Genomic DNA, 23,602 nt, shown 5'->3' with positions numbered 1-23,602 from the left:
TCCCGCTGGGTAGGTATACAAGGGTCCGGTTTAAAAGCCGACCGTGGCCGAGAGCAAATAGGTCCGCGGCGTAGACAGGGTCAACCCCGGCTCACTGTCATCCGACGCCCCCGCCGAGCTCCAGTAGCGATCATCGAGCACATTCTCGACACTGGCCCGCAAGGTAACCTCGGTGGCGTCCACCTTGAAGGCGTAACGTGCGCCCAGGTCATAACGCTCCCAGCCATCGATGCGCTTGCTGTTGTTCTGGTCCAGGTACTGGGAACTTGAGTGAATGCCGCGCGCTGTGAAGGTTAGGCCGTTCACCCCTGGCACGTCCCATTCAGCCCCCAGATTGACGTTGTATTCGGGCGTGGCCGGCGCACGGTTGCCATCGTAGGCACCGCCGACGGTGTCGGTCAGCTCGCTGTCGATAAACATCACCCCACCCAACACCCGCACGCCCTGCACCGGTTCACCGAACACACTCAGCTCGATGCCGCGGTTGTCACGCTTGCCATTGGGGCCGAACACCCGCGAGGTGGGGTTGGTCTCGTAGGCCGGCTGGCGAATGCGGAAGGCGCTGGCGGTAAAGGCCACCTGGCCGAGGTCGTACTTGGCCCCCACCTCGATCTGGCGGCTGGTGAACGGCGGGAAGATCTGGTCTTCGTTGATCGAGGTCGATGGGGCGATCTTGCCTTGGCTCAGGCCCTCCATGTAGTTGGCGTACAACGAGAGCTGGTCGGTGACCTTGAGCAATACGCCCCCAGAAGGCGAGACCTTTTCTTCGTCATAGCCCGTATCGCCTTTGACGCCGTCGCTCCAGTCATCCACCTGCACCCGTTGCCAGCGCGCACCCAGGGTCAACAGCAGGCGGTCGTCAAAAAAGCCAAGGGTGTCGGCCAGGGCCACGCCGGAGAAGCGGTTTTCCGTGTAGACCTCGGGGTCGAGGCGGGTTGGCGTACCGGGTGTCGGTGCGGCCACCGGGTTGTAGAGGTTGCTCGGCGCCGAGGCATAGCGCGCCCCGCCGTTGGTGAAGTCCATGTAGTAATAGGTGGCGGCCAGGTTCAGCTCGTGGCTGACCGGCCCGGTATGGAACCAGTGACGTAAACCGGCCATGGCGGTGCGCACCGACTCGTCCCGGGTAAAGTCACGCGGCTGCACGGTGAAGTCGCCGGCATCGTTGGTGATCGACACGTTATGGCGCAGGAAGTCATGGTTGCTCTTGCGCGCACCGACCGCACCATAGGCCAGCAGCGATTCGCTGATATCGTACTCGGCGTTCAGCGCACCGAAGGTGTCGTTGGTACGCGCCTTGCTCCAGGCCTGGGCGTAGTTGTGACGTACGTCATTGGCATTGGGCACCTTGGCATTGGCACCGACCAGCACACGCTCCTGCGGGGCGTCGGTGTCGCGTTCGGTGTGGCCAAGGTCTGCCGAGAGACGCAGGCGCTCGCCTCGAAAATCCAGGCCCAGCACCGCCATTTCACGGTCGACGCGCTGGTGGTCCCATTCGGTATCACCGGCCTGCTTCACGCCATTGAAGCGCACGCCGAACTGCTGGCCTTCACCAAAGCGACGGCCGATGTCCACTGCGCCGCCAGCCTGGCCGGCCGAGGCGTAGCTGCCGGTGAATTCGGTGATCGGCTTGTCAGCGGCTCGCTTGGGCTGCACGTTGATACCGCCGCCCACGCTGCCACGCGGCGATATGCCGTTGATCAACTGGCTGGGGCCTTTGATGATGTCTACCCGGTCGGCCATTTCCATGTCGATCGAATAGGTCGGCAAGATGCCATAGAGACCGTTGTAGGCCACATCACTGTTGAACAGGCTGAAGCCGCGAATGGTGAACTGCTCGAAACGCCCGCCCGCCGGGTTGGTAGCACGCACCGAAGGGTCGCTGGCAATCAGCTCGCCCAAGGTGCGCGCCTGCTGGTTCTTGACCAGTTCGCTGGTGTAGCTGGTGATGCTGAACGGGGTTTCCATGAAGTCGCGCGAACCGAGCAAGCCTTGCGCGCCCTGGCGTGCCACTTGGCCACCGGCATACGGCTGCGTTTCGTTGCCTGCGGCCAGGCCGCCGACGATGCTGGTGGGGGCGATTTCCAGCGCGCCACTGGCCTGGGGGGCTGGCATCAGGGTGAAGGCCCCCTCACCCACCGGTAGCGCCTGCAAGCCGCTACTGCGCAGCAACTGGCTGAAGCCTTCATCGACACTGTAACGACCGGACAAGCCGTTACTTTGCCGGCCCTCTACCAATGCCGGGTCGAGCGAAAGGCTGACACCGGCCTGGTCGGCGAAATGGGTCAAGGCGGCACCCAGGCTGGCTGGCGCCACCTGGAACGTACGCCGGGCCGGCTCATCGGCCCATGCGGGTGCACACAACAGCAGGCTCATCGCGAACAATGGATGTGCTGCGCGCGCCAGTGGGCGCAGGCGGCAGGATTTTACTGCAGGCATTGAACAAGGCTCCCCTTTTATTTTCTCCTACCGGTAATGACCGGCGAGTGAAAAAAAGGGGACAGCCTCATGCTCGATTTTCTCGTGCGGTCAGGCTCACCCAATAACGCGTGCGGGTCTGCACTTGCAACGGCAGGCTGGCGGCGAGCAGGGCCAACACCCGGTCGGTGTCGTCAAGGCGGAACGTGCCGGTAACACGCAAGCGCTCCAGTTCTGGTGCCCAGCGCAGTACGCCGGGGCGATACCTGCGCAGTTCGTGCAGCAACTCGCCCAGTGGGCGGTCGTCCAGCCGTAGCGCACCTTCGCGCCAGCCCAGTTGCCATGCGTCGAGGGCTTTGACAGGGCCAACGCCAGCCGCCTGCAAACTGGCCTGTTGGCCGGCCTGTAGCATCACGGCAGATCCACGCAACGGCTGCAGGCTGACTAAACCCTTGATCGCCGACACCCGGCAGGCCTCATCAAGCAGGCGCAGGCACGCCTCGCCCTCACTGAGCACCACCCGGCCGTAAGGCACCTGCAAGGTGAGGCTCAGGTTAGCGGGCACGCTGACGGCCACTTCACCGCGCAGCAGTGCCACGCGGCCTGCACCCAGCTCGATATCGACCGCACTGTCGGTGTTCAACTGCAACAAGGTGCCGTCGCTCAGCAGTGCCTGCCTGCGCTCCCCGACTGCGGTGCGCATGTCGGCGGTCCAGGCATCCAGCGGCAGCTCACGGCTCACCAGCCAGGCCACCGGCAACAACGCCGACACACCCAGGGCTTGTTTGAGCAGAGCCCGACGACCGGCATCCGGACGATCCAGGGCGGCCATCGCCAATGCGCCGGGCAACCCGGCAAACCGCGCTCGCAGCAGCGATGCCTTTTGCCAGGCGTCTTCGTGCAGGTGACTGCTGGCGCGCCATTGCGCCAGACGCAGCAGGTCAGATTCGCTTGCGTCGCCAGAATCCAGCAATGCCAGCCAACGGGCTGCAGCACGCAGCGCCTCGCGGGTTTCTGGGGGGTGGGGGCTCATTGCAACTCGGCCAACAGGCAATGTTCGTACGCCTGCGCCATGTAGCGTTTCACCGAGCGCTGGCAGACGCCCAGGCGCTGGCCAATTTCGGCGTAGCCCAAGCCTTCCAGCTGGCTCCAGAGAAAGGCCTTGCGTATCGCCGGCTTGAGGCCGTCGAGCAATTCATCCAGTGCTTGCAGGGTTTCGAGCAGTACCCAGCGCTGTTCTGGCGACGGCACGTGTTGCTCGGGCAACTGCGCCAAGGCATCAAGGTAGGCCTGCTCCAGGCTACGTCGCTGGTGGAAGTTGCTGAGCAAACGCTTGCCCACGGTCAGCAGGTAGGCACGCGGTTCGCGTATGTCTGCCAGCGGCTGGGCGCTGGCCAGAATGCGCAGAAAAGTATCCTGGCTGAGGTCGGCGGCATCCCAGGCATTGCCCATACGCCGGCGCAGCCAGGCTTCAAGCCAGCCGCGATGCTCCCGGTACAGGGCAGGCAGGCCAGGCTCCGGTGGCGGCGCGGCGTCGATCATGAGGAGGGTCCTGCGGCGGAGTAAATAAGATTAATTCTAATTTACATCACACCACAGAACCAAGCGGTTTGTTACCGGTCAGGCAATGGCTTCATCGACCAGCACTTGTGCTTCCTGCACCAGACGCTGCAAATGCGCCTCGTCGATGAAGCTTTCGGCGTAGATCTTGTAGATGTCTTCAGTACCCGACGGGCGCGCGGCGAACCAGCCATTGGCAGTCATCACCTTAAGCCCGCCAATCGCCTGGCCATTGCCTGGGGCGTGGCTGAGGATCTGCACGATCGGCTCACCGGCCAGCTCTGTCGACTTCACCTGCTCCGGCGCCAGCTTGCTCAGCAACGCCTTCTGCCGCGCATCGGCCTTGGCCTCGACACGGGTGGCGAACGGCTTGCCCAGCGCCTCGGTCAGGTCGGCATAAGCCTGGCTCGGGTTACGCCCGGTACGGGCGGTCATTTCGGCGGCCAGCAAGGCCGGGATCAACCCGTCCTTGTCGGTGGCCCACACCGAGCCATCGCGGCGCAGGAACGAAGCCCCTGCACTTTCTTCGCCACCAAAACCGAGCGAACCGTCGAACAGGCCCTGGGCGAAGAACTTGAAGCCCACCGGCACCTCATACAGATCGCGGCCCAGCCGTTGGGTAACGCGGTCGATCAGGCCGCTGGAGACCACGGTCTTGCCCACGGCGGCGTCACTGCGCCACTGCGGGCGGTGGCGGAACAGGTAGTCGATGGCCACGGCGAGGTAGTTGTTGGGTTGCAGCAGGCCGTCAGGGGTGACGATGCCGTGGCGGTCGTGGTCCGGGTCGCAGGCGAAGGCCACGTCAAAGCGCTCGCGCAGGCCTATCAGGCCCTGCATGGCATACGGCGAGGAAGGGTCCATGCGGATCTGGCCGTCCCAGTCGACGGTCATGAAGCGGAAGGTCGGGTCGACCTCGGTGTTCACCACTTCCAGGTCCAGCTGGTAGTGCTTGGCAATGGCCGACCAGTAGCGTACCCCTGCCCCGCCCAGCGGGTCGACGCCCAGGCGCAACCCGGCGCCACGGATGACATCGAAATCGATGACGTTTTCCAGGTCGGCCACATAGTTGCTGACGTAATCGTGGCGGTGGGTGGTCGGCGCCTGCAGCGCCTGGGCATGGTCCATGCGCTTGACGCCCGCCAGGTTAGCCGCCAGCAGCTCGTTGGCCTTGCCCTCGATCCACTTGGTCACGTCGCTGTCGGCCGGGCCGCCGTTGGGCGGGTTGTACTTGAAGCCACCGCTTTGCGGCGGGTTGTGCGACGGGGTGATGACAATACCGTCAGCCAGGCCCTGCGTGCGGCCGCGGTTGTGACAGAGGATGGCGTGGGAAACCGCCGGCGTAGGCGTGTATTCGTCATCCTTGGACAGCATCACCTGCACGCCGTTGGCGGCCAGCACTTCCAGTGCGCTGGCGGTCGCCGGCGCTGACAGGGCGTGGGTATCGGCGCCGATGAACAGCGGGCCATCGATGCCTTTTTCCTGGCGGTACAGGCAGATCGCCTGGCTAATGGCCAGGACGTGATACTCGTTGAAACTCAATTCAAGCGAACTGCCCCGGTGCCCCGAGGTGCCGAAGGCCACGCGCTGGGCCGCCACGGCAGCGTCTGGGCGGCCCGTGTAATAAGCGGTAAGCAGCCGGGGAATATCGACCAGCACGCTGGCCGGAGCCGGCTTGCCTGCCAAAGGACTGAGCGTCATGCAAAAACCTCGAGTTCAACGGATGTTGGTGTTGGAACGTGCAGTGTACTGAGAGTTGCAATGCCGTGCGATGGGGGCATCAAAGAAACCCCAGGCCCTGCAGGGTATTGCGCATCCCGCCCAACCCTATGACGGTCTAGAGTACAAGCCATACCCCTTGTGAACGAGGCTCCATGGCTTTCCATCGCCTGACCCGCACCCACCCTCGCCTGAGCATCGCCGCTGCAGTCGGCCTCGCTGGCGCCTGGCTGATCCCCGCCGGTGATACCGTGCAGCACATCCTCGCTGGCTGGAACCTGGGGGTGTGGCTGTACCTGCTGCTGGTGCTCTACCTGAGCTGGACAGCCAGCCCGGAAAAGGTCCGCAAGGTCGCCGGCGTCGAAGACGAGAACGCAGGCCTGGTCCTGCTGACCGTGTGCATCGCCGCCATCGCCAGCCTTGCCGCGGTCACCCTGCAACTGGTCTCCAGCCGCGGCCTGCAAGGCACGGCCCTGGCCGTGCACTATCTCTACACTGGCCTGACCGTCGCCGGTTCCTGGCTGCTGATCGGCTGCATATTCACCCTGCACTACGCCCGCCTGTTCTACACCGGGCAAAACCACGAACCCCCACTGCGCTTCGCTGATGGCGAGCGCAACCCGGATTACTGGGACTTCCACTACTTCTCGTTCACCATCAGCGTGGCGGTGCAAACCTCAGACGTGGGTGTCGCCGGTCGTGGGTTGCGGCGGGTGGTGCTGGCGCATTCGCTGGTGGGCTTCGTGTTCAATACGGCGATTCTGGGGTTCACTATCAACATCGCCGCCGGGTTGTTGGGTTAAGCAAGCCGCTCGTCTGAAAAACCTGCGCGTCGAACGTCCGCGAAAGTCACCAAACCCGATGGTTACCTGGCACCTTGCGGCCGGGAAAACGTTTGCCATGCAGCCAGCCGTCACACTGCGCCCATGACAAGGGTGTGACCAGTGTCAAGCATTCGCACATTTGTCGTACTTGCAACCGAAAATTGCGCCTAGCAGGTGCTATCTTTAGTTTCCCGGCGGCCGCATCGATGTGGCCACCCGCTCATCACGTCCAGGTACGGACAAGGAGGCTGGCATGAACAAGATGACGTTCCCCAACGCCTGCCAGGTGATGCGCTGGCATTTCCATCCGTTAGGTTTCGAGGCCAGCATGGATGCGCCACGCAGCATGGTCGCGCGGCTGTTCGACCGCGCCAGCGGTGAAACCCTGCTGGCGATTGCGGGTATCCCCTGTGCAGCGATCATGGCCGCCGCCGATGTAGAGCGCATCATCGAGGCCGTCGAGGCGGAAATGGATGCGTTCATACCCGCCTTTACCTTGCGCGATGCAGTCTAGCCCGCAGCAGTGAGTTCCGGGGCCATGGCCTGCAACTTGCTCATGAACTGCTCGGCCGGCACGGGCTGGCCCAGCAGGTAGCCCTGCAACGAATCACATCCCAGACGGGTCAGGAAGTCCTGCTGCTTGTCGGTTTCAACCCCCTCGGCAACGATACGCAGGCCCAACGCCTGGCCCAGTGCGACGATTGCCGAAACAATCGCTGCATCGTCACTGTCCTGCTCCAGATCACGTACGAACCCGCGGTCGATTTTCAGCTCGTTGGCTGGCAGGCGTTTGAGGTACATCAGGCTGGAATAGCCCGTACCAAAGTCATCGATGGACAAGTCCACGCCCATGTCGGACAGGCGCTGCAGCACGGTCAGGCTGGCGTCGGCATCGTGCATGGCGGTGGTTTCGGTAATTTCCAGTGTCAGGCAGTTTGCTGGCAAGCCGTTCTGCTGCAGGGCGCGGGCCACGCTGTCGACCAGACCGGCATGGCAGAACTGGATGGCCGACAGGTTCACCGCCATGCGCCAGCCATGGTGCCCCTGGTCCAGCCACTGACGCATCTGGCGGCAGGCCTCAGTGAGTACCCACTCACCGATGGGGATGATCAGGCCGGTCTTTTCCGCCAGGCCGATGAAGCGGTCAGGCAGCAGCAGGCCCTGCTGCGGGTGCTCCCAGCGCAGCAACGCTTCGGCACCGATCGGCTGGCAGGCCTGGGCGTCGAACTTGGGCTGGTAATGCAAGCGGAACTGGCGCTGCTCCAGCGCCAGGCGCAAGTCCTGCAACAGCTGCAACTGCTGGCGCGCATTGCTGTTCATCGACACATCGAAGAAGCTGTAACCGTTCTTGCCGGCGCTCTTGGCATGGTACATGGCAGCGTCGGCGTTACGCAGCAGCTCATGCTGGTCCTGGCCGTTGCCCGGATACAGGACGATGCCCAGGCTGGCCGACAGTTGCAGGTCGTGCTCGGCCACGCGGAAAGGCCGGGACACCAGGTTGACCTGCTTGACCGCCACGTCCATGGCATCGTTCGGCTCCTGCAGTTCCACCAGCAGCACGAATTCGTCGCCGCCAATCCGAGCCAGCGTGTCCTGGCTGTGCAGGTGACCGCGCAGGCGGGCCGCCACTGCCTTGAGCAGAAGGTCACCGATATGATGGCCAAAGGCATCGTTGACGGGTTTGAAGCCGTCCAGATCAATGAACATCAGGGCAAAACAGCCGCCCTGCTCCGCCACTTTGGCGATGGCCTGTTCGATACGATCGGCCAGCAAGGTACGGTTGGGCAGATCGGTGAGGGTGTCGTGCAGGGCCAGTTGGGTCAGTTCCTGGTTGGCCAAGGTCAGCGAACGGGCCAACTCGGCAGTACGTGCCTCGAGACGCGCGTCCAGCACCGAAGTCAGCAAAGCCACTGCCAGTACTGCCAGCGTGGTGATCAGCACCAGGTAAACCAGGCTGTCACCCTGCAATCCGCCCCCCAGCGCGCCGCAAAAGCTACCCTCGGGGAAGTTCGCCGCGGCCATGCCGGTGTAATGCATGCCAACGATGGCAACGCCCATGACCACCGCCGCCAGGCCGCGGATCTGCCGTACATAGGGGGTGTGCTTGCGCAGGCGGAAGGCAATCCACAATGCCGCCGCCGAGGCGCCTACGGCAATCAGCAGCGAAGCGCCGAACAACGTCGGGTCGTAATCGATGCCAGGCAGCATGCGCAGCGCGGCCATGCCGGTGTAGTGCATGCAAGCGATACCGGCGCCCATGATCAGCGCGCCGAACCCCAACTGCAGCGCTGGCAGGCTCGGCTGGCTGACCAGCCACAAGGCAAAGCCCGAGGACAGCACAGCGATCAGCAGCGAGAACGCGGTCAGGGCCAGGTCGTAGCCCAAGTCGATGGGCAAGCTGAAGGCAAGCATGCCAATGAAGTGCATCGACCACACGCCGATGCCCATGGCCAACGCACCGCCGCCCATCCACAGGCAGGCCGCGCGGCCCTTGGCCGTGGCGATGCGGCCGGTCAGGTCAAGGGCGGTATAGGATGCCAGGATCGCCACGCACAGCGAAATCAACACCAGCGAAGAGGAGTAGCTACCGGTCAGCATTGAAAGTTCCAGCGCCGGGACAGGGGGCCCGGCAAAGCTGACGATTGTACTCAAGCTTAAGGGAAACGCACGGGGTTTTTGCGAATGGGAATGGATCCAATAACCCCAGCGCCCCGCCCCTGCGCGTGGTCAATTCTGCTCGGCAAACGCCTGCTCTGCATCCCAGCCGCCGCCCAACGCAGCCACCAGCTGCACACTGGCCACCAGGCGCCCTTGCAGCAGGTTCAGCACGCTGCGCTCGTTGCTCAGCGCCGTGGTTTGCACGTTGACCACATCCAGATAGCCGATCAGACCGGCACGGTACTGGTTCTCGGTCAGGCGCAACGACTCACGGGCGGCATCAAGCGCCTCTTGGCGCACCACGGCTTCATCGCCATACACCTTCAGCTGAACCAGCAGGTTTTCCACTTCCCTGAAGCCGTCCAGCACGGTCTGGCGGTACTGCGCCACCGTCTGGTCATACACGGCCACCGTGCGGTCGACCTCGGCGCTGCGTTTGCCGGCGTCGAACAGGGTCAGCGCCAGCTGCGGGCCCACCGACCAGTAGCGGTTGGGCAGCTCGATCCAGTTGCTGAAGCTGCTGCTGGAATAACCACCACTCATGCTCAGGCTGAGGTCCGGGAAATAGGCTGCCCGCGACACCCCGATGTTGGCGTTGGCCGCCATCACGTTGCGTTCGGCTGCAGCGATGTCCGGGCGCCGCTCCAGCAGCTGCGAAGGCAGCGAAACCGGTATTTGCGGCAACGCGGGAATCGCCTTGCTGTCGGCCAGGGCGAAGTCGGCCGGAGCCTTGCCCAGCAGCACGGCGATGGCATTTTCGAACTGCGCACGCTGCCAGATCAGGTCAATCAGGTCAGCCTGGGTGCTTTTGAGCTGGGTGCGTGCCTGGGCCACGGCATCCGGGCCGGCGACACCGGCGCGGTACTGGTTTTCGTTCATTCGCAGCGAGCGCTCATAAGCCGCCACGGTGGCTTCCAGCAAGCGCTTCTGCTCATCGATAACCCGCAATTGCAGGTAGTTCTGCACCAGCTCCGACTGTTGGCTCAAGCGGATCGACGCAAGGTCGGCGAAACTGGCTTCGGCACTGGCTTCGTTGGCATTCAGGGTTTCGCGCAGCTTGCCCCACAGGTCGATCTCCCAGCTCACGCCCAACTGCGCGTTGTAGGTGTTGCGAATGCCGCTGCTGTTATTGGACAGGCTGGAACTGGAGCTGCCGGTGCCCTGCGCCGAGCGGTTCTTGCTGGTGCTCAGGTCCAGACTGGGGAACAGCGCCGCACGGCTGCTGCGCACCAGCGCCTGGGCCTGGCGATACTGGGCTTCTGATTGCGCCACGGTCTGGTTGCTGCGGTTGAGCTCTTCGACCAGCGCATTGAGCCCGGCATCGCCGTAGATTTCCCACCAGGCGCCGCGGGCGATGGCGTCGGACGGCGAGGCCTGGGTCCAGCCTTCGGCGTGCTTGAACTGCGCCGCCGTGCTGTTCAGCTCGGGGCGTTGGTAGTCGGGGCTCAGGGTACAGGCACTGAGCAAGGCCACGCACAACCCGGCGCCGAGCAGGCGCGAGCCACGGCCACGGGTCAGTGCCTGCAGGGCACGGTGAAGTGGGGTCTGGGCAAAAGTCATAGCGGGGTTTCCAGAGCGGCGTCGGTACGCACGCCGCGCCAACGGTTGAAACGGTGGCGCAGGCGGTCCAGGTACAGATAAACCACCGGCGTCGTATAAAGGGTGAGGATCTGGCTGAACACCAGGCCACCGATGATGGTCAGGCCCAGCGGCTGACGCATTTCTGCGCCTTCAGCCTGGCTCAGCAGCAACGGCAATGCGCCAAGGATCGCCGCCAGGGTGGTCATCAGGATCGGCCGCAGGCGCAGCAGGCAGGCCCGGCGGATCGACTCTTCCGGCGAAAAGCCCTGATGGCGCTCCAGCTGCAAGGCCAGGTCGATCATCAGGATGGCATTCTTTTTCACCACCCCGATCAACAGGAACAGCCCCAGCAACGAGATCAGGCTGAACTCGCCACCGGTGACGTACAGCGCCAGCAAGGCACCGACGCCCGCCGAAGGCAGTGTCGAAAGAATGGTCAGCGGGTGAATGTAGCTTTCATACAGAATGCCCAGCACCAGGTACACCAGCAGCAGTGCGCCAAGAATCATGAAGGGCTGGCCCTGCTGGGTCTGGGCAAAGGCATCGGCAGTGCCGCCGAGCTTGGCAATCACCTCCTCGGGCAGGCCCAGTTTGGCCACCGCGCGCTCCAGTGCCGCCATGGCCTGGTCGGGGCTGTAGCCCTCGGCGACGTCGAAGGCAATGTCTTCCGAAGCGAACTGGCCTTCGTGGCTGACCCGGTCGTTGGCCAGGCTGTTCTCGTAATGGGCGATGGTCGACAGCGGCACCCGGGCGCCGTCGGCGGTGATCACCTGCACTTGCTCCAGCGTGCTCGGATCCCAGGCGTATTTGGGGTTGATCTCCAGCACCACCTGGTACTGGTTGAGGCTGTCGTAGATGGTGGAGATCTGCCGCTGGCTGTAGGCGTTGTTCAGTACTGCGGTGACCATGTCCATGTCGATGCCCAGGCGCTTGGCCTGGTCACGGTCGACCACCAGCGTCACCTGTTGGGTACCGGCACCATCGCGGGCGTCGATGGCGGTCAGCTCAGGCAGTGCACGCAGCGCCGCGACCACCTTGGGAAACCATTCGCGCAACGCCGCCAGATCGCCGCTTTGCAAGGTATACAGGTACTGAGAAGAGGTCTGGTCACGCCCACCGCCCCCCAGTTGCAGGTCCTGGTCAGCCATCAGGAACAGGCGCCCGCCGGGCACCTTGGGCAGTTCCTTGCGCAGGCGCTCGATCACCTTCTGCGCGTCGATCTTGCGCTCGCTGATCGGTTTCAGGCGCACCAGCACAAAGGCGTTGTTGGTACCGCTGTTGCCACCGATGAAACCGGCGACGCTCTGTACTGCCGGGTCGGCCAGCAAGGCGCGGCGGTAGATTTCCATCTTCGGCTGCATCACCGTGAACGACAGGCCGTCGTCACCCCGGATGAAGCCCATCAACTGGCCGGTATCCTGCTGGGGCATCAGCGTCTTGGGCACCACCACGTACAGGGCGATGTTGATGCCGATGGTGGCCAGCAGGCTGAGCAGGGTCAGCCGCTTGTGGCGCAGGGCCCAACCCAGGCTGCGGTCATAGGCAGCAACCATGCGCTGATGCAGCTTGTCGCTCCAGCGCTGCAGGCGTGTCTGCTCGGCCTGTTGCGGCTTGAGCCAGCGGGCGCAGAGCATCGGTGTAAGGGTGAGCGACACTACCAGCGAGACAATGATCGCCGCCGCCAGGGTGATGGAAAACTCCTGGAACAGGTTGCGCACGATACCGCCCATGAACAGGATGGAGACGAACACCGCCACCAGCGACACGTTCATCGACAGCAAGGTGAAGCCCACTTCCTTGGCGCCCAGGTAGGCCGCCTTCATCGGCGGCTGGCCGTTCTCGATGTGCCTGGAGATGTTTTCCAGCACCACGATGGCATCGTCCACCACCAGACCGGTGGCAAGGATCAGCGCCATCAGCGACAGGTTGTTGAGCGAGAAACCGCACACGTACATGACCGCGAACGTACCCACCAGCGATACCGGCACCGCCAGGCTGGGGATCAGCGAGGCGCGCAGGCTGCCGAGGAACAGGTAGACCACCAGGATCACCAGCACCACGGCGATCAGCAGGGTGTGCTCGGCCTCTTTGAGGGTGGCCTTGATCACGGGCGAGCGGTCCATGGCCACGTTCAGTTGCACGCTGGCTGGCAGCAACGACTGCAGTGCCGGAAGCTGCGCCTTGATCTGGTCGACCGTTTCGATGATGTTGGCGCCGGTCTGGCGGTTGACCACCAGCAGCACCGCTGCCTGGTCGTTGAAGAAGCCGCTGTTGTAACGGTTTTCAACGCCGTCGGTGACGGTCGCCACGTCAGACAGGCGCAGAATGGTACCGTTCTGTTGGCGAATCACCACCGGCTCGTAATCCTTGGCGCTTTCCAGCTGGTCGTTGGCCCGCACCTGCCAGTTGCGCTCGGCGTCTTCGACAAAGCCCATGGGCCGGCGCTGGTTGGCGTTGGATACTGCGGTGCGCACTTCGTCCAGCGACAGGTTGTACTGGTTGAGCAGTTGCGGCTCGACGGCAATGCGCACGGCCGGCAGCGAACTGCCACCGATCTGCACCTCCCCTACCCCCGACACCTGAGCCAGGCTCTGTGAAAGGATGGTGTCGGCCAGGTCATACAGCTGGCCTTTCTGCAACACATCCGAAGTCAGCGACAGCACCATGATCGGCGCCTGCGACGGGTTGATCTTCTTGTAGGTGGGCATGCTGCGCATGCCACTGGGCAGCAGGTTGCGGGTAGCGTTGATCGCCGCTTGCACCTCGCGGGCTGCGCCATCGATGTCACGGCCCAGCTCGAAGCCGATGACTACCCGTGTCGAACCCTGGTTGGAGCTGCTGGTGAGCGTGGTGACGCCGGCGATGCTGCCCAGCTTGCGCTCCAGCGGTGTGGCCACGGTGGACGCCATGACCTCGGGGCTGGCACCAGACAGGTTCGCCGACACCACGATCACCGGGAAGTCCATTTGCGGCAGAGGTGCCACCGGCAGCAAGCCAAAGCTGACCCCGCCCAGCAGCATGATCGCCAGGCTCAACAGCATGGTCGCCACCGGGCGACGAATGAAAGGCCCGGACAGGTTCATGCCTGGGCCTGCTTCACGTCAGTGGCCGGGCGCAGGCGGCGGGCCAGGCGATCGAAGTACAGGTAGATGACCGGAGTGGTGAACAGCGTCAGCACCTGGCTGACCAGCAACCCGCCGACCATCACCAGGCCCAGTGGCTGGCGCAGCTCGGCACCGGAACCGGTGGCAAGCATCAGCGGCACCGCACCAAATAGCGCGGCCAGGGTGGTCATCAGGATCGGCCGGAAGCGCAGCAACGCCGCCTGGTAGATGGCATCGCGCGGGCTCATGCCCTGATTGCGCTCGGCCTCCAGGGCGAAGTCGATCATCATGATCGCGTTCTTCTTGACGATACCGATCAGCAGGATGATGCCAATGATGGCGATCATGCCCAGGTCGTTACCGCTGATGAGCAAGGCCAGCAAGGCACCGACCGCCGCCGACGGCAGGGTCGAGAGGATGGTGATCGGGTGGATGTAGCTTTCGTACAGCACCCCCAGCACGATGTACATGGTCACCACCGCCGCCAGAATCAGCAGCAGGGTACTCGACAGCGACGCCTGGAAGGCCTCCGCCGCACCCTGGAAGCGGGTCTGCACACCCAGCGGCATGCCGATGTCCTTCTGCACCTGCTCGATCACCTGCACGGCTTCGCCCAGCGACGCGCCGTGGGCCAGGTTGAACGACAAGGTCACCGCCGGGAACTGGCCGATGTGGGAAATAGCCAGCTGCGCTTGACGCTGCTCGATCCGCGCCAGCGCCGAAAGGCGCACCTGGCCGCCATCGGTGGCCTTGACGTGGATCGACTCCAGCGCCTGCGGGCCGATCGTGGCGGCGTCCCTGGACTGCAACACCACGCGGTACTGGCTGGCCTGGGTGTAGATGGTCGAGATCTGCCGCTGGCCGAAGGCGTCGTACAGGGCATTGGTGATCTGCGAGACGCTGATCCCCAGGCGGCTGGACATGTCACGGTCGATTACAAGGTACACCTGCAAGCCCTTGTCCTGCAGGTCGCTGGCCACATCGGCCAGTTCCGGGCGCTGCTGCAGCGCCTGCACCAGCTTGCCGCTCCACTGCGCCAGCAGGTCGGCGTCCGGCGACGACAGGCTGAACTGGTACTGGGTCCGGCTGACCCGGTCCTCGATGCTGAGGTCTTGCACCGGCTGCATGAACAGGCGGATGCCCACCAGCCGGTCGACCTGCGGCTGCAGGCGGCTGATCACTTCGCTGGCGCTGACATCGCGCTCGCCGTGGGGCTTGAGGTTGATCAGCAGGCGACCACTGTTGAGCGTGGCGTTGTCGCCGTCTACGCCAATGTAGGACGACAGGCTCTGCACGGCCGGGTCTTGCAGGATGACCTTGCTCAGGGCCTGCTGACGTTCGCTCATGGCAGCGAACGAGGTGGACTGCGGCGCTTCGGAAATACCCTGGATCACCCCGGTATCCTGCACCGGGAAGAAGCCCTTGGGCACGACCATGTACAGGAACACCGTGAGCACCAGGCTGGCCACCGCCACCAGCAAGGTCAGCGGCTGATGCTTGAGCACCCACTGCAGAGCACTGCCGTAGTGCTGGATCAGCCAGTCGATCCAGGCGCCACTGGCGCGGTAGAAGCGGCCTTGTTCTTCTTCCTTGGGCTCGCGCTTGAGCAGACGCGCGCACATCATCGGCGTCAGGGTCAGGGACACCACCAGGGAAATCAGAATGGCCACTGCCAGCGTGATGGCGAACTCGCGGAACAGGCGACCGACCACGTCCGCCATGAACAGCAACGGGATCAGGACCGCAATCAGCGAGAAGGTCAGCGAAATCAGGGTGAAGCCAATCTGTCGGGCGCCCTTGAGTGCCGCCTGCATGGGCGTCTCGCCCTCTTCGATATGCCGGGAGATGTTCTCCAGCATGACGATGGCATCATCGACCACAAAGCCGGTGGCGATGGTCAGGGCCATGAGTGTCAGGTTGTTGACCGAGAACCCGGCCAGGTACATGACCCCGAACGTCCCGATCAGCGACAGTGGCACGGCAATCGACGGAATGAGGGTGGCGCTGAAACGGCGCAAGAAAACGAAGGTGACCATCACCACCAGAACGATGGCGATCAGCAGTTCGTGCTGCACGTCCTTGACCGCGGCGCGGATGGTCTGGGTGCGGTCGGTCAGCACCGATACATCGAGGCCCGCCGGCAAGTTGTCGGTGATCGACGGCAGCAGGCCCTTGATGCGGTCGACCACTTCGATCACGTTGGCGCCCGGCTGACGCTGGATGTTCAGCAGCACTGCGTGGTTCTGGTTCGCCCAGGCGGCCAGCCGCTCGTTCTCGGCGCCGTCGACGATTTCGGCCACATCTTTCAGGCGCAGCGGCGCACCGTTGTTGTAGGCCAGGATCAGGTTGGCGTATTCCTCGGGAGAGCGCAGCTGGTCGTTGGCATCGAGCATCGACACCCGGGTCGGGCCGTCGAAGTTGCCTTTGGGCTGGTTGACGTTGGAGGCACCGATCAGCGTGCGCACGTCATCCAGATTCAAGCCATTGGCCGCCAGGGCGTCGACGTTGACCTTGATGCGTACCGCCTGGCGCTGGCCACCGGCAATGCTGACCATGCCCACGCCGCTGATTTGCGCAAGCTTTTGCGCCACGCGGGTGTCGACCAGGTCGTTGAGCTTGGGCAGCGGCATGGTCTTGCTGGAGATGGCCAGGGTCAGCACCGGGGTGTCGGCCGGGTTGACCTTGTTGTACACCGGCGGTGCCGGCAGGTCACTGGGCAGCAGGTTGCTGGCGGCGTTGATCGCGGCCTGCACCTGTTGCTCGGCAACGTCCATGTTCATGTCGAGGTTGAAACGCAGGGTCAGCACCGACGCGCCGCCAGAACTGGTCGAGGCCATCTGTTCCAGGCCCGGCATCTGGCCGAACTGGCGCTCCAGTGGCGCGGTGACGGCGCTGGTCATCACCTGCGGGCTGGCGCCGGGGTAGAGGGTCATGACACGAATGGTCGGGTAGTCCACCTGCGGCAAGGCGGAAACCGGCAGCAACTTGTAGGCGATCAGCCCGGCCAGCACGATGGCCAGCATGCTCAGCGTGGTGGCGACCGGGCGCAGGATGAACAGGCGCGAGAGGTTCATGCGCCCGCCTTGCCTGCTGCGTTGCCGGGTTGTGCTTCACCTGTTTGCGCCGCGCCCTTGGCTTCCTGCCCTTGCAGGTGCTGGCCCGGGCTGGTCGGCACTTGCGAGCTGTCTTCGACCACTTCCACCTTGGTGCCTTCGCGCAGGCGGTCGGTGCCTTCCAGCACCAGACGGTCGCCAGCCTTCAAGCCGTCGAGAATGACGCTGTTCTCGCCATCGCTGGCGCCCACCTTCAGCTTGCGGACATTGACGGTGCTCTGCTCGTTGACCACATAGGCGAAGGTGCCATCGTTGCCAAACTGGATGGCCGCGGCCGGGGCCATGACCACCTGCTTGAGGGTGTCGGCCAGCAAGCGCACGTTGACGAACTGGTTGGGGAACAGGGCCAGGTCCTTGTTCTCGAAGCGGCCTTTGAACTTCAGCGTGCCGGTGGTGGTGTCGATCTGGTTGTCGATGCTGCCCAGCACACCGGTGGACTGCAGCTTGCTGTCACCGCGGTCCCAGGCCTCGACCGGCAGGCTGGCGCCACTGCGGTAGCGCTCCAGCACCGTGCTCAGTTCGGTTTCCGGCAGGGTGAAGGCGACGTTGATCGGCTCGGTCTGGGTGATCACCACCAGCGCGGTGGTGTCGTTGGCGGCCACCAGGTTGCCCAGATCGAGCTGGCGCAGGCCCACACGGCCACTGATCGGCGCACGGATCTGGGTGAAATCGAGGTTCAGGCGGGCGTCGTTGACCTGTGCCTGATTGGTCTTGACCAGCCCCTGGAACTGCGCAACCTGGGCTTCGGCGGTGTCCAGTGTTTGCTTGGCGATGCTGTCTTCAGCGTACAGGCCTTTATAGCGGGCCAGGTCGACCTGAGCGTTCTTCAACTGTGCCTGGTTCTGCGCCAAGGTGCCTTCGGCCTGCTGCAGGGCGATGCGATAAGGGCGCGGGTCGATTTCGGCCAGCAGGTCGCCAGCCTTGACGCGCTGGCCTTCCTTGAAGTGGATTTTCACCAGTTCGCCAGCCACGCGGCTGCGCACATTGACCGTATTGGTCGCGGTAACCGTGCCCAAGGCTTTGTAGTAGAGGGGGAAGTCGCCTATCCGCACCGGCACGACGCGTACGGGTACCGGGTCGCTGGAGCCGCCAAAACCTGGGCGGCCGCCGATCATGCCCATGCCCTTGCCACCGCGCCCGCCACCGGCTTCTTTATGCGCAGGCGTCGCTGCGGGCCACAGCCACCAGGCTAGTGCAGCCACCAGCAGCAGGATCAGCAGGCCGACGAGCCAGCGACGAAGGGAACGGGAATTGGACGCTTGCATGGGTTGAACGAACCTTGTTCGGAATGACGACTTGAGGAGGATGAACGATAAGCACTGCCATCGTTTTAGCAAAGGGCCTTTACCAGAGGTTTACCTTTGCCTGACGTTGCCAAGAGGCGGAATTTTAAATGAAAACGGCCCGGAACGTGTTCCGGGCCGTTACAGGGTGTTGCTTGGAGCGGTGGCGGGCCTGAAGGTTCGGTTGCCTGGTCTGGCCCTTTCGCGGGTGAACCCGCTCCTACGGGGATGTCACAGCCTTTGAAACCTGTGCCGCACGTTGTAGGAGCGGGTTTACCCGCGAAGAGGCCATCACAGGCTACAGACGCCCGCCCTGCCCCACGCAATCCTTACTTCAGTACAGCCAGCGCCGCGTCGTAGTTCGGCTCGTCAGCAATTTCGCCAACCAGTTCGCTGTGCAGCACCTTGTCGTTCTCGTCCAGCACCACCACGGCGCGGGCGGCCAGGCCGGCCAGCGGGCCGTCGGCGATGGCTACGCCGTAGTTCTCGAGGAACTCGCGGCCACGCAGGGTCGACAGGTTCTTCACGTTGTCCAGCCCTTCGGTGCCGCAGAAGCGTGCCTGGGCGAACGGCAGGTCAGCCGAGATGCACAGCACCACGGTGTTGGCGACGTCGTTGGCCTGGGCGTTGAACTTGCGCACCGAGGTGGCGCAGGTTGGGGTATCGACGCTTGGGAAGATATTCAGCACCTTGCGCTTGCCGGCGTAGTCTTTCAGCGACTTGTCAGCCAGGCCTTCACCTACCAGGGAGAAAGCCGGAGCCTGGGCGCCGGCCTGTGGCAGGTTGCCGTTGACCTGGACCGGGTTGCCTTTGAGAGTCACTTGAGCCATGACGAAATCCTTATGCGGGGTTTGAAAAGGACACTGAGTTAAGCATGAAGGCAGCCGGGTGCCTATGGGGGCAGGTGAAATTGTTCCATTGCCGGACGATTTTTGTGGACAAAAAATGCCGATAGCCGCGGTTACGGCCAGTTGCCTCACCGCTGCCGAACGCCCATCCCGGCCTCTCCATACAATTCCTACACCTCTATCGGAAGTTTCGCTACCAAGCTCACCTTGTACATCTTTAGCGTACTGATCTACTGGAGGACGAAAGCTATTTCTTGCAGTTCCAATCGAGGAGTTAATGGCATGAACCGCCCCGCTGGTTCGCTCCGGCGCCACCTGTGCTCAACGTTGCTGATTTTGTTATGTCTGCTGGGTGTGTTTCCTCTGGACGTGATCCTCCCATCATTCCCTGCGCTCTCAGATGAGTTTCGGGTCGACACAAAACAGATTGCGTACTCAGTGAGCTTTTTTGCTGTTGGTGTGGCCATGGCGCAAATCGTGATCGGCCCACTGTCGGATGGCATCGGGCGCAAGCGTTTGTTGCTCGCTGGGTTGAGCGTATCCATTGTGGGGGCGCTCGGTTGCGTATTTTCAACTCATTATGAAACGTTCATGGCCTTTCGCTTGGTGCAGGCCCTGGGTTGCGGCAGCCTCGTGCTAGGCCAGGCGCTTGTGCAGGACCTCTACAGCGGTACACAACGCAATGCCATGCGCATCCTGTTAACAAGCGCGAGCGGGTTGTTCATCTCCCTGTCACCGCTGGCAGGTGCCTTTCTTCAACAGTCCTTTGGCTGGGAGGCCAGCTTTACGGCATTCGTGATCATCGCTGCAATCGTTTCACTTTTATCGTGTGTGCTGCTTCATGACACACCTGCGTCGCGCGACCGGGCGCCAAGCATGTCCAGTTATCGGGTGATGCTGCGAGACACGGACTATCTCGCGCATGCCATGCTCTCCAGCCTCGCCTTTGCCTGCCATTTTTCCTTTATCGTCATAGCGCCCTTGCTGCTGATGGGCAGGCTGGAGCTGACGGCCTATCAATTCTCTCTGGTCTTTATCGGCTATGGGTTGGCATACATCGTCGGCGGCATGGCTGCGACCTACCTGAACAGTCGCGTAAGCCCGCAAGCTCAAATAAAAGCAGGCTTGCTGCTTATAAGTACTGCGGGCATTACCCTTTTGATGTGGGAATGGGTGGCAGGGTTATCTGTGCTGGGGGTTCTACTGCCGATGATTGTCTGTACCACCGGGACAACCCTGGTACGCCCCGCCGCAACGACCCAGGCTTTGGCGCGCTATCCACGTCAGGCAGGTGCGGCAGCGTCGCTCAATACGACATTGCTGTTCGCCGGTGCCGGTTTGACGAGCAGTGTGGTCGCAGGTTTGGAAAGCGAGCTACCGGCAGGCTTGGGCGTGCTGTTCGTGGTGGCCAGCCTGTGCGGAGGGTGGCTGCTTGCATGCACCAAGGACGATGGAATGCAGCGCTGCTGAAACCTTGATCAGGCAAAAAAATGCCCGGGTGGCGGCAAGCGACCCGGGCATTCTTGAATGAAACGGGTGAATCAGCTTACAAGGCCGTACACCACCGAAGTCAGCGCAACCAGGCCGACCACAACGACGAACACGTTGGAGGCCGCACCGCTGTACTTGCGCATCGATGGCACACGGCGAATGGCGTACATCGGCATCAGGAACAACAGCACCGCGAGAATCGGGCCGCCGAGCGACTCGATCATGCCGAGAATGCTCGGGTTAAGGGTGGCGACGATCCAGCACACCACCAGCATCAGTGCGGCAACCACGCGGTCCAGGGCCTTGGCGCCTGGGCGCGCACCGGTCTTGGCGATGATGCCCTTCAGGCCTTCGCTGGCGCCGATGTAGTGGCCGAGGAACGACTTGGCGATGGCCACGAAGGCGATCAACGGCGCAGCGAACGCGATGGTCGGGTTGCTGAAGTGGTTGGCCAGGTACGACAGGATCGACAGGTTCTGCGCCTTGGCTTCGGCCAGCTGGGCGCTGCTCAGGGTGAGCACGCAGCTGAACACGAAGAACAGCACCATCACCACCATCAGCAGGTGGGCACGACGCAGGATCTGGCCGCTGCGCTCATCGGCGTGCTCGCCGTAACGGCGCTTCTGGTCGACGGCAAAGGCCGAGATGATCGGCGAATGGTTGAACGAGAACACCATCACCGGAATGGCCAGCCACAGGGTGTGCAGGAAGGCCGAGGCCGGCGGCACCTCTGTGGCGCTGTCGAGAATGCCACCGGTCCAGTGCGGCACCAGGTACAGGCCCAGCAACGCCAGCGCAACGATGAACGGGTAGACCAGCAGGCTCATGACCTTGACCGTGGCCTGCTCCCCGCAGCGCACGATGGCCAGCAGGCCGAGGATCAGCACGAATGACAGGATTGCCCGTGGCGGCGGCTGCATGTGCAGCTGGTGTTCCATGAAGCTGGACACGGTGTTGGTCAGCGCCACGCTGTAGATAAGCAGGATCGGGAAGATGGCGAAGAAGTACAGCACGGTGATCGAGGCACCGGCGGTGATGCCGAAATGCTCCTTGACCACTTCGGTGATGTCGCTGCCATCGCGCCCGGAAAGGACGAAACGGGTCAGCCCGCGATGGGCGAAATAGGTCATCGGGAAGGCCAGCACGGCCAGGATCAGCAGCGGCCAGAAGCCGCCAAGGCCAGCGTTGATCGGCAGGAACAGTGTCCCGGCGCCGATGGCTGTGCCGAACAGGCCCAGCATCCAGGTGGTGTCGTGACGCGCCCAAGTGCCGAGGGCGGCGGGGGTCGATTCTGCAAAGCGTTGTTCAACGCTTGGGGCCTGCTCATTCATTCCGGGTGAAGCTCCACTCGCAAGACTGCAACAGGCTGAGAATGGCGAAATAGACGTTTCGCCCAACTCAACCGGAAAAGAGGGGCGCGATTGTGCACGGAAAGGTTGCACTTGCGAAGCCCTTTTCCGAGGAGCGGTTGCACTTGTCTTTACAAGCGGAAGGCATTGCTGGTGTCGATCGATGGAATGTAGTGGCCTGGGGGCCTGTGGGGCAGCCTCTGGGGGCAGCCTGTGGGAGCGGGCTTGCCCGCGAAGCCAACACCGTGGTGAATGGCACGGGCTTCGCCCGTGTTCGCGGGCAAGCCCGCTCCCACAGGGATCACGCCAGCTTTCAGAAATTGAGCAAGACAGTTGCTCCCACAAAGTCCAACCGCGCCCCACAGGAGGGGCCGCAGCTGGCCCTTCGGCGAGTTACTTCTGAACGGCAGCGAACGCTTCGGCAACCCGTTGCAGGTTGGCCGGGCGCAGGCCGGACATGCACACACGGCCGCTGTCGATCAGGTACACGCCGAACTCGTCACGCAGGCGACGTACCTGCTCGACGCTGAAGCCGGTGTAGCTGAACATGCCGCGCTGGCGCAGGAAGAACTGGAAGTCCTGGCCCGGCAGCAGCACGGCCAGGGCATCGACCAGCGCCTGGCGCATGTCGAGGATACGCTTGCGCATCACTTCGACTTCTTCGGCCCACTGGGCATTCAGGCCAGCATCGCTCAGTACGCCAGCAACCAGCTGGGCGCCGAAGTTGGGCGGGCTGGAGTAGTTGCGGCGCACGGTGGCCTTCAGCTGGCCAAGCACGCTCTGGGCAGTGGCCTCGTCATCGCACACCACCGACAGGCCGCCCACCCGCTCGCCATACAGCGAGAAGATTTTCGAGAAGGAGTTGCTCACCAGGCACGGAACGCCCGCACGGGCCATTTCGCGGATGGCGTAGGCATCTTCCACCAGGCCTTCGGCGAAGCCTTGATAAGCGATGTCGAGGAACGGGATCAGCTGGCGCGCCTTGACCACTTCGACCACTTGTTGCCACTGGTGCTGCTCCAGATCGGCACCGGTAGGGTTGTGGCAGCACGGGTGCAGCAGCACCACGCTGTTGGCCGGCAGGCTCTGCAAGGTGGCCAGCATGCCGTCGAAGTCCACGCCACGGGTGGCCTGGTCGAAGTACGGGTAGGTGTGCACCTTGAAGCCTGCACCCTCGAAGATGGCGCGATGGTTGTCCCAGGTCGGGTTGCTGACCCAGACTTCGGACTGCGGGAAGTAGCGCTTGAGGAAGTCGGCACCGACCTTCAGGGCGCCGGAGCCACCCACGGTCTGTACGGTGGCCACACGGCCGCCGGTCACGGCCGGGTGATCAGCACCGAACAGCAGCGCCTGGATGGCTTGGCGGTAGCTGGCCAGGCCTTCCATCGGCAGGTACAGGGAGGCTTCGTGGTCCTGACCGGCAATGCGTTTTTCCACCGCATCCACCGCCGCCAGTTGCGGCACCACGCCGGCCTCATCGTAGTACAGGCCAATACTCAGGTTGACCTTGTCGGCGCGCGGGTCGGCCTTGAAGGTTTCCATCAACGAGAGGATCGGGTCGCCGGCATAGGCATCGACATGTTTGAACACAGCGTGCAGCTCCTTGGATCAGGACGGTACGGAAAGTCAGTGTTGAGCATACCCGGAGTGCGGGTTCAGG

Annotated in this window: 15 protein-coding genes; 3 read left to right on the top strand and 12 right to left on the bottom strand. The window is 63.3% G+C overall.

Features of this window, described 5'->3' with window-relative positions; all coding sequences use genetic code 11:
• Positions 1–30: 30 nt before the first annotated feature.
• From AC3RCM_RS11510 to pgm, 4 genes are all read right to left on the bottom strand, one after another.
• Positions 31–2,436, bottom strand: a complete 2,406-nt coding sequence (locus AC3RCM_RS11510; protein WP_492629616.1) for a TonB-dependent siderophore receptor — start codon at positions 2,434–2,436, stop codon at positions 31–33.
• Positions 2,437–2,503: 67 nt separating this feature from the next.
• Entirely contained in the window at positions 2,504–3,448 is a 945-nt protein-coding gene (locus tag AC3RCM_RS11505) for a FecR domain-containing protein (RefSeq protein WP_198747671.1), read from the bottom strand.
• Complete coding sequence (locus AC3RCM_RS11500) at positions 3,445–3,957, bottom strand: sigma-70 family RNA polymerase sigma factor (protein ID WP_010954430.1); 513 nt, start codon at positions 3,955–3,957, stop codon at positions 3,445–3,447. The genes AC3RCM_RS11505 and AC3RCM_RS11500 overlap by 4 nt, the downstream gene beginning before the upstream one ends.
• Positions 3,958–4,035: 78 nt before the next feature.
• On the bottom strand, positions 4,036–5,673 hold the full coding sequence (pgm, locus tag AC3RCM_RS11495) for a phosphoglucomutase (alpha-D-glucose-1,6-bisphosphate-dependent) (RefSeq protein ID WP_064492658.1): 1,638 nt from the start codon (positions 5,671–5,673) through the stop codon (positions 4,036–4,038).
• 173 nt (positions 5,674–5,846) lie between these two features.
• Here pgm and AC3RCM_RS11490 point away from each other — a divergent pair, with 173 nt between their 5' ends.
• The gene (locus AC3RCM_RS11490) at positions 5,847–6,494 is read left to right on the top strand and encodes a DUF1345 domain-containing protein (protein WP_020191439.1); all 648 of its coding nucleotides are present in this window, start codon (positions 5,847–5,849) and stop codon (positions 6,492–6,494) included.
• A gap of 274 nt (positions 6,495–6,768) precedes the next feature.
• The gene (locus AC3RCM_RS11485) at positions 6,769–7,029 is read left to right on the top strand and encodes a DUF1652 domain-containing protein (protein WP_003247746.1); all 261 of its coding nucleotides are present in this window, start codon (positions 6,769–6,771) and stop codon (positions 7,027–7,029) included.
• On the opposite strand, the gene AC3RCM_RS11480 is transcribed toward AC3RCM_RS11485, so the two are convergent.
• From AC3RCM_RS11480 to tpx, 6 genes are all read right to left on the bottom strand, one after another.
• Positions 7,026–9,113 carry a putative bifunctional diguanylate cyclase/phosphodiesterase gene (locus AC3RCM_RS11480; RefSeq protein WP_409320402.1) on the bottom strand — a complete coding sequence of 696 codons (2,088 nt, stop codon included), beginning with the start codon at positions 9,111–9,113 and terminating at the stop codon, positions 7,026–7,028. The genes AC3RCM_RS11485 and AC3RCM_RS11480 overlap by 4 nt on opposite strands.
• A 129-nt stretch (positions 9,114–9,242) precedes the next feature.
• Entirely contained in the window at positions 9,243–10,733 is a 1,491-nt protein-coding gene (locus AC3RCM_RS11475; protein WP_064492660.1) for an efflux transporter outer membrane subunit, read from the bottom strand.
• The gene (locus tag AC3RCM_RS11470; RefSeq protein ID WP_457250560.1) at positions 10,730–13,837 is read right to left on the bottom strand and encodes an efflux RND transporter permease subunit; all 3,108 of its coding nucleotides are present in this window, start codon (positions 13,835–13,837) and stop codon (positions 10,730–10,732) included. Before AC3RCM_RS11470 ends, AC3RCM_RS11475 begins: the two co-directional genes overlap by 4 nt.
• The gene (locus tag AC3RCM_RS11465) at positions 13,834–16,932 is read right to left on the bottom strand and encodes an MdtB/MuxB family multidrug efflux RND transporter permease subunit (protein ID WP_064492662.1); all 3,099 of its coding nucleotides are present in this window, start codon (positions 16,930–16,932) and stop codon (positions 13,834–13,836) included. The genes AC3RCM_RS11470 and AC3RCM_RS11465 overlap by 4 nt, the downstream gene beginning before the upstream one ends.
• Positions 16,929–18,236, bottom strand: coding sequence for an MdtA/MuxA family multidrug efflux RND transporter periplasmic adaptor subunit (locus AC3RCM_RS11460; protein ID WP_064492663.1), 1,308 nt, complete (start codon positions 18,234–18,236; stop codon positions 16,929–16,931). Before AC3RCM_RS11460 ends, AC3RCM_RS11465 begins: the two co-directional genes overlap by 4 nt.
• A gap of 347 nt (positions 18,237–18,583) precedes the next feature.
• Positions 18,584–19,084 carry a thiol peroxidase gene (gene tpx / locus AC3RCM_RS11455; protein ID WP_003247734.1) on the bottom strand — a complete coding sequence of 167 codons (501 nt, stop codon included), beginning with the start codon at positions 19,082–19,084 and terminating at the stop codon, positions 18,584–18,586.
• A gap of 300 nt (positions 19,085–19,384) precedes the next feature.
• Here tpx and AC3RCM_RS11450 point away from each other — a divergent pair, with 300 nt between their 5' ends.
• Positions 19,385–20,572: a Bcr/CflA family efflux MFS transporter gene (locus AC3RCM_RS11450; protein ID WP_492629615.1), complete on the top strand. Its 1,188-nt coding sequence runs from the start codon at positions 19,385–19,387 to the stop codon at positions 20,570–20,572.
• Between the two features lie 71 nt (positions 20,573–20,643).
• On the opposite strand, the gene AC3RCM_RS11445 is transcribed toward AC3RCM_RS11450, so the two are convergent.
• Together AC3RCM_RS11445 and AC3RCM_RS11440 are read right to left on the bottom strand one after the other, a co-directional pair.
• Positions 20,644–21,924, bottom strand: a complete 1,281-nt coding sequence (locus AC3RCM_RS11445) for a serine/threonine transporter (protein WP_012052080.1) — start codon at positions 21,922–21,924, stop codon at positions 20,644–20,646.
• A 411-nt stretch (positions 21,925–22,335) separates the two neighbouring features.
• Positions 22,336–23,532: an amino acid aminotransferase gene (locus AC3RCM_RS11440; protein ID WP_103462591.1), complete on the bottom strand. Its 1,197-nt coding sequence runs from the start codon at positions 23,530–23,532 to the stop codon at positions 22,336–22,338.
• Between the last annotated feature and the right edge of the window lie 70 nt (positions 23,533–23,602).

The organism is Pseudomonas sp. GW823-FHT05G12 (assembly GCF_058795575.1).
Note: the sequence above shows the minus strand (reverse complement) of the source record. Positions and strands in the feature narration are given on the sequence as shown.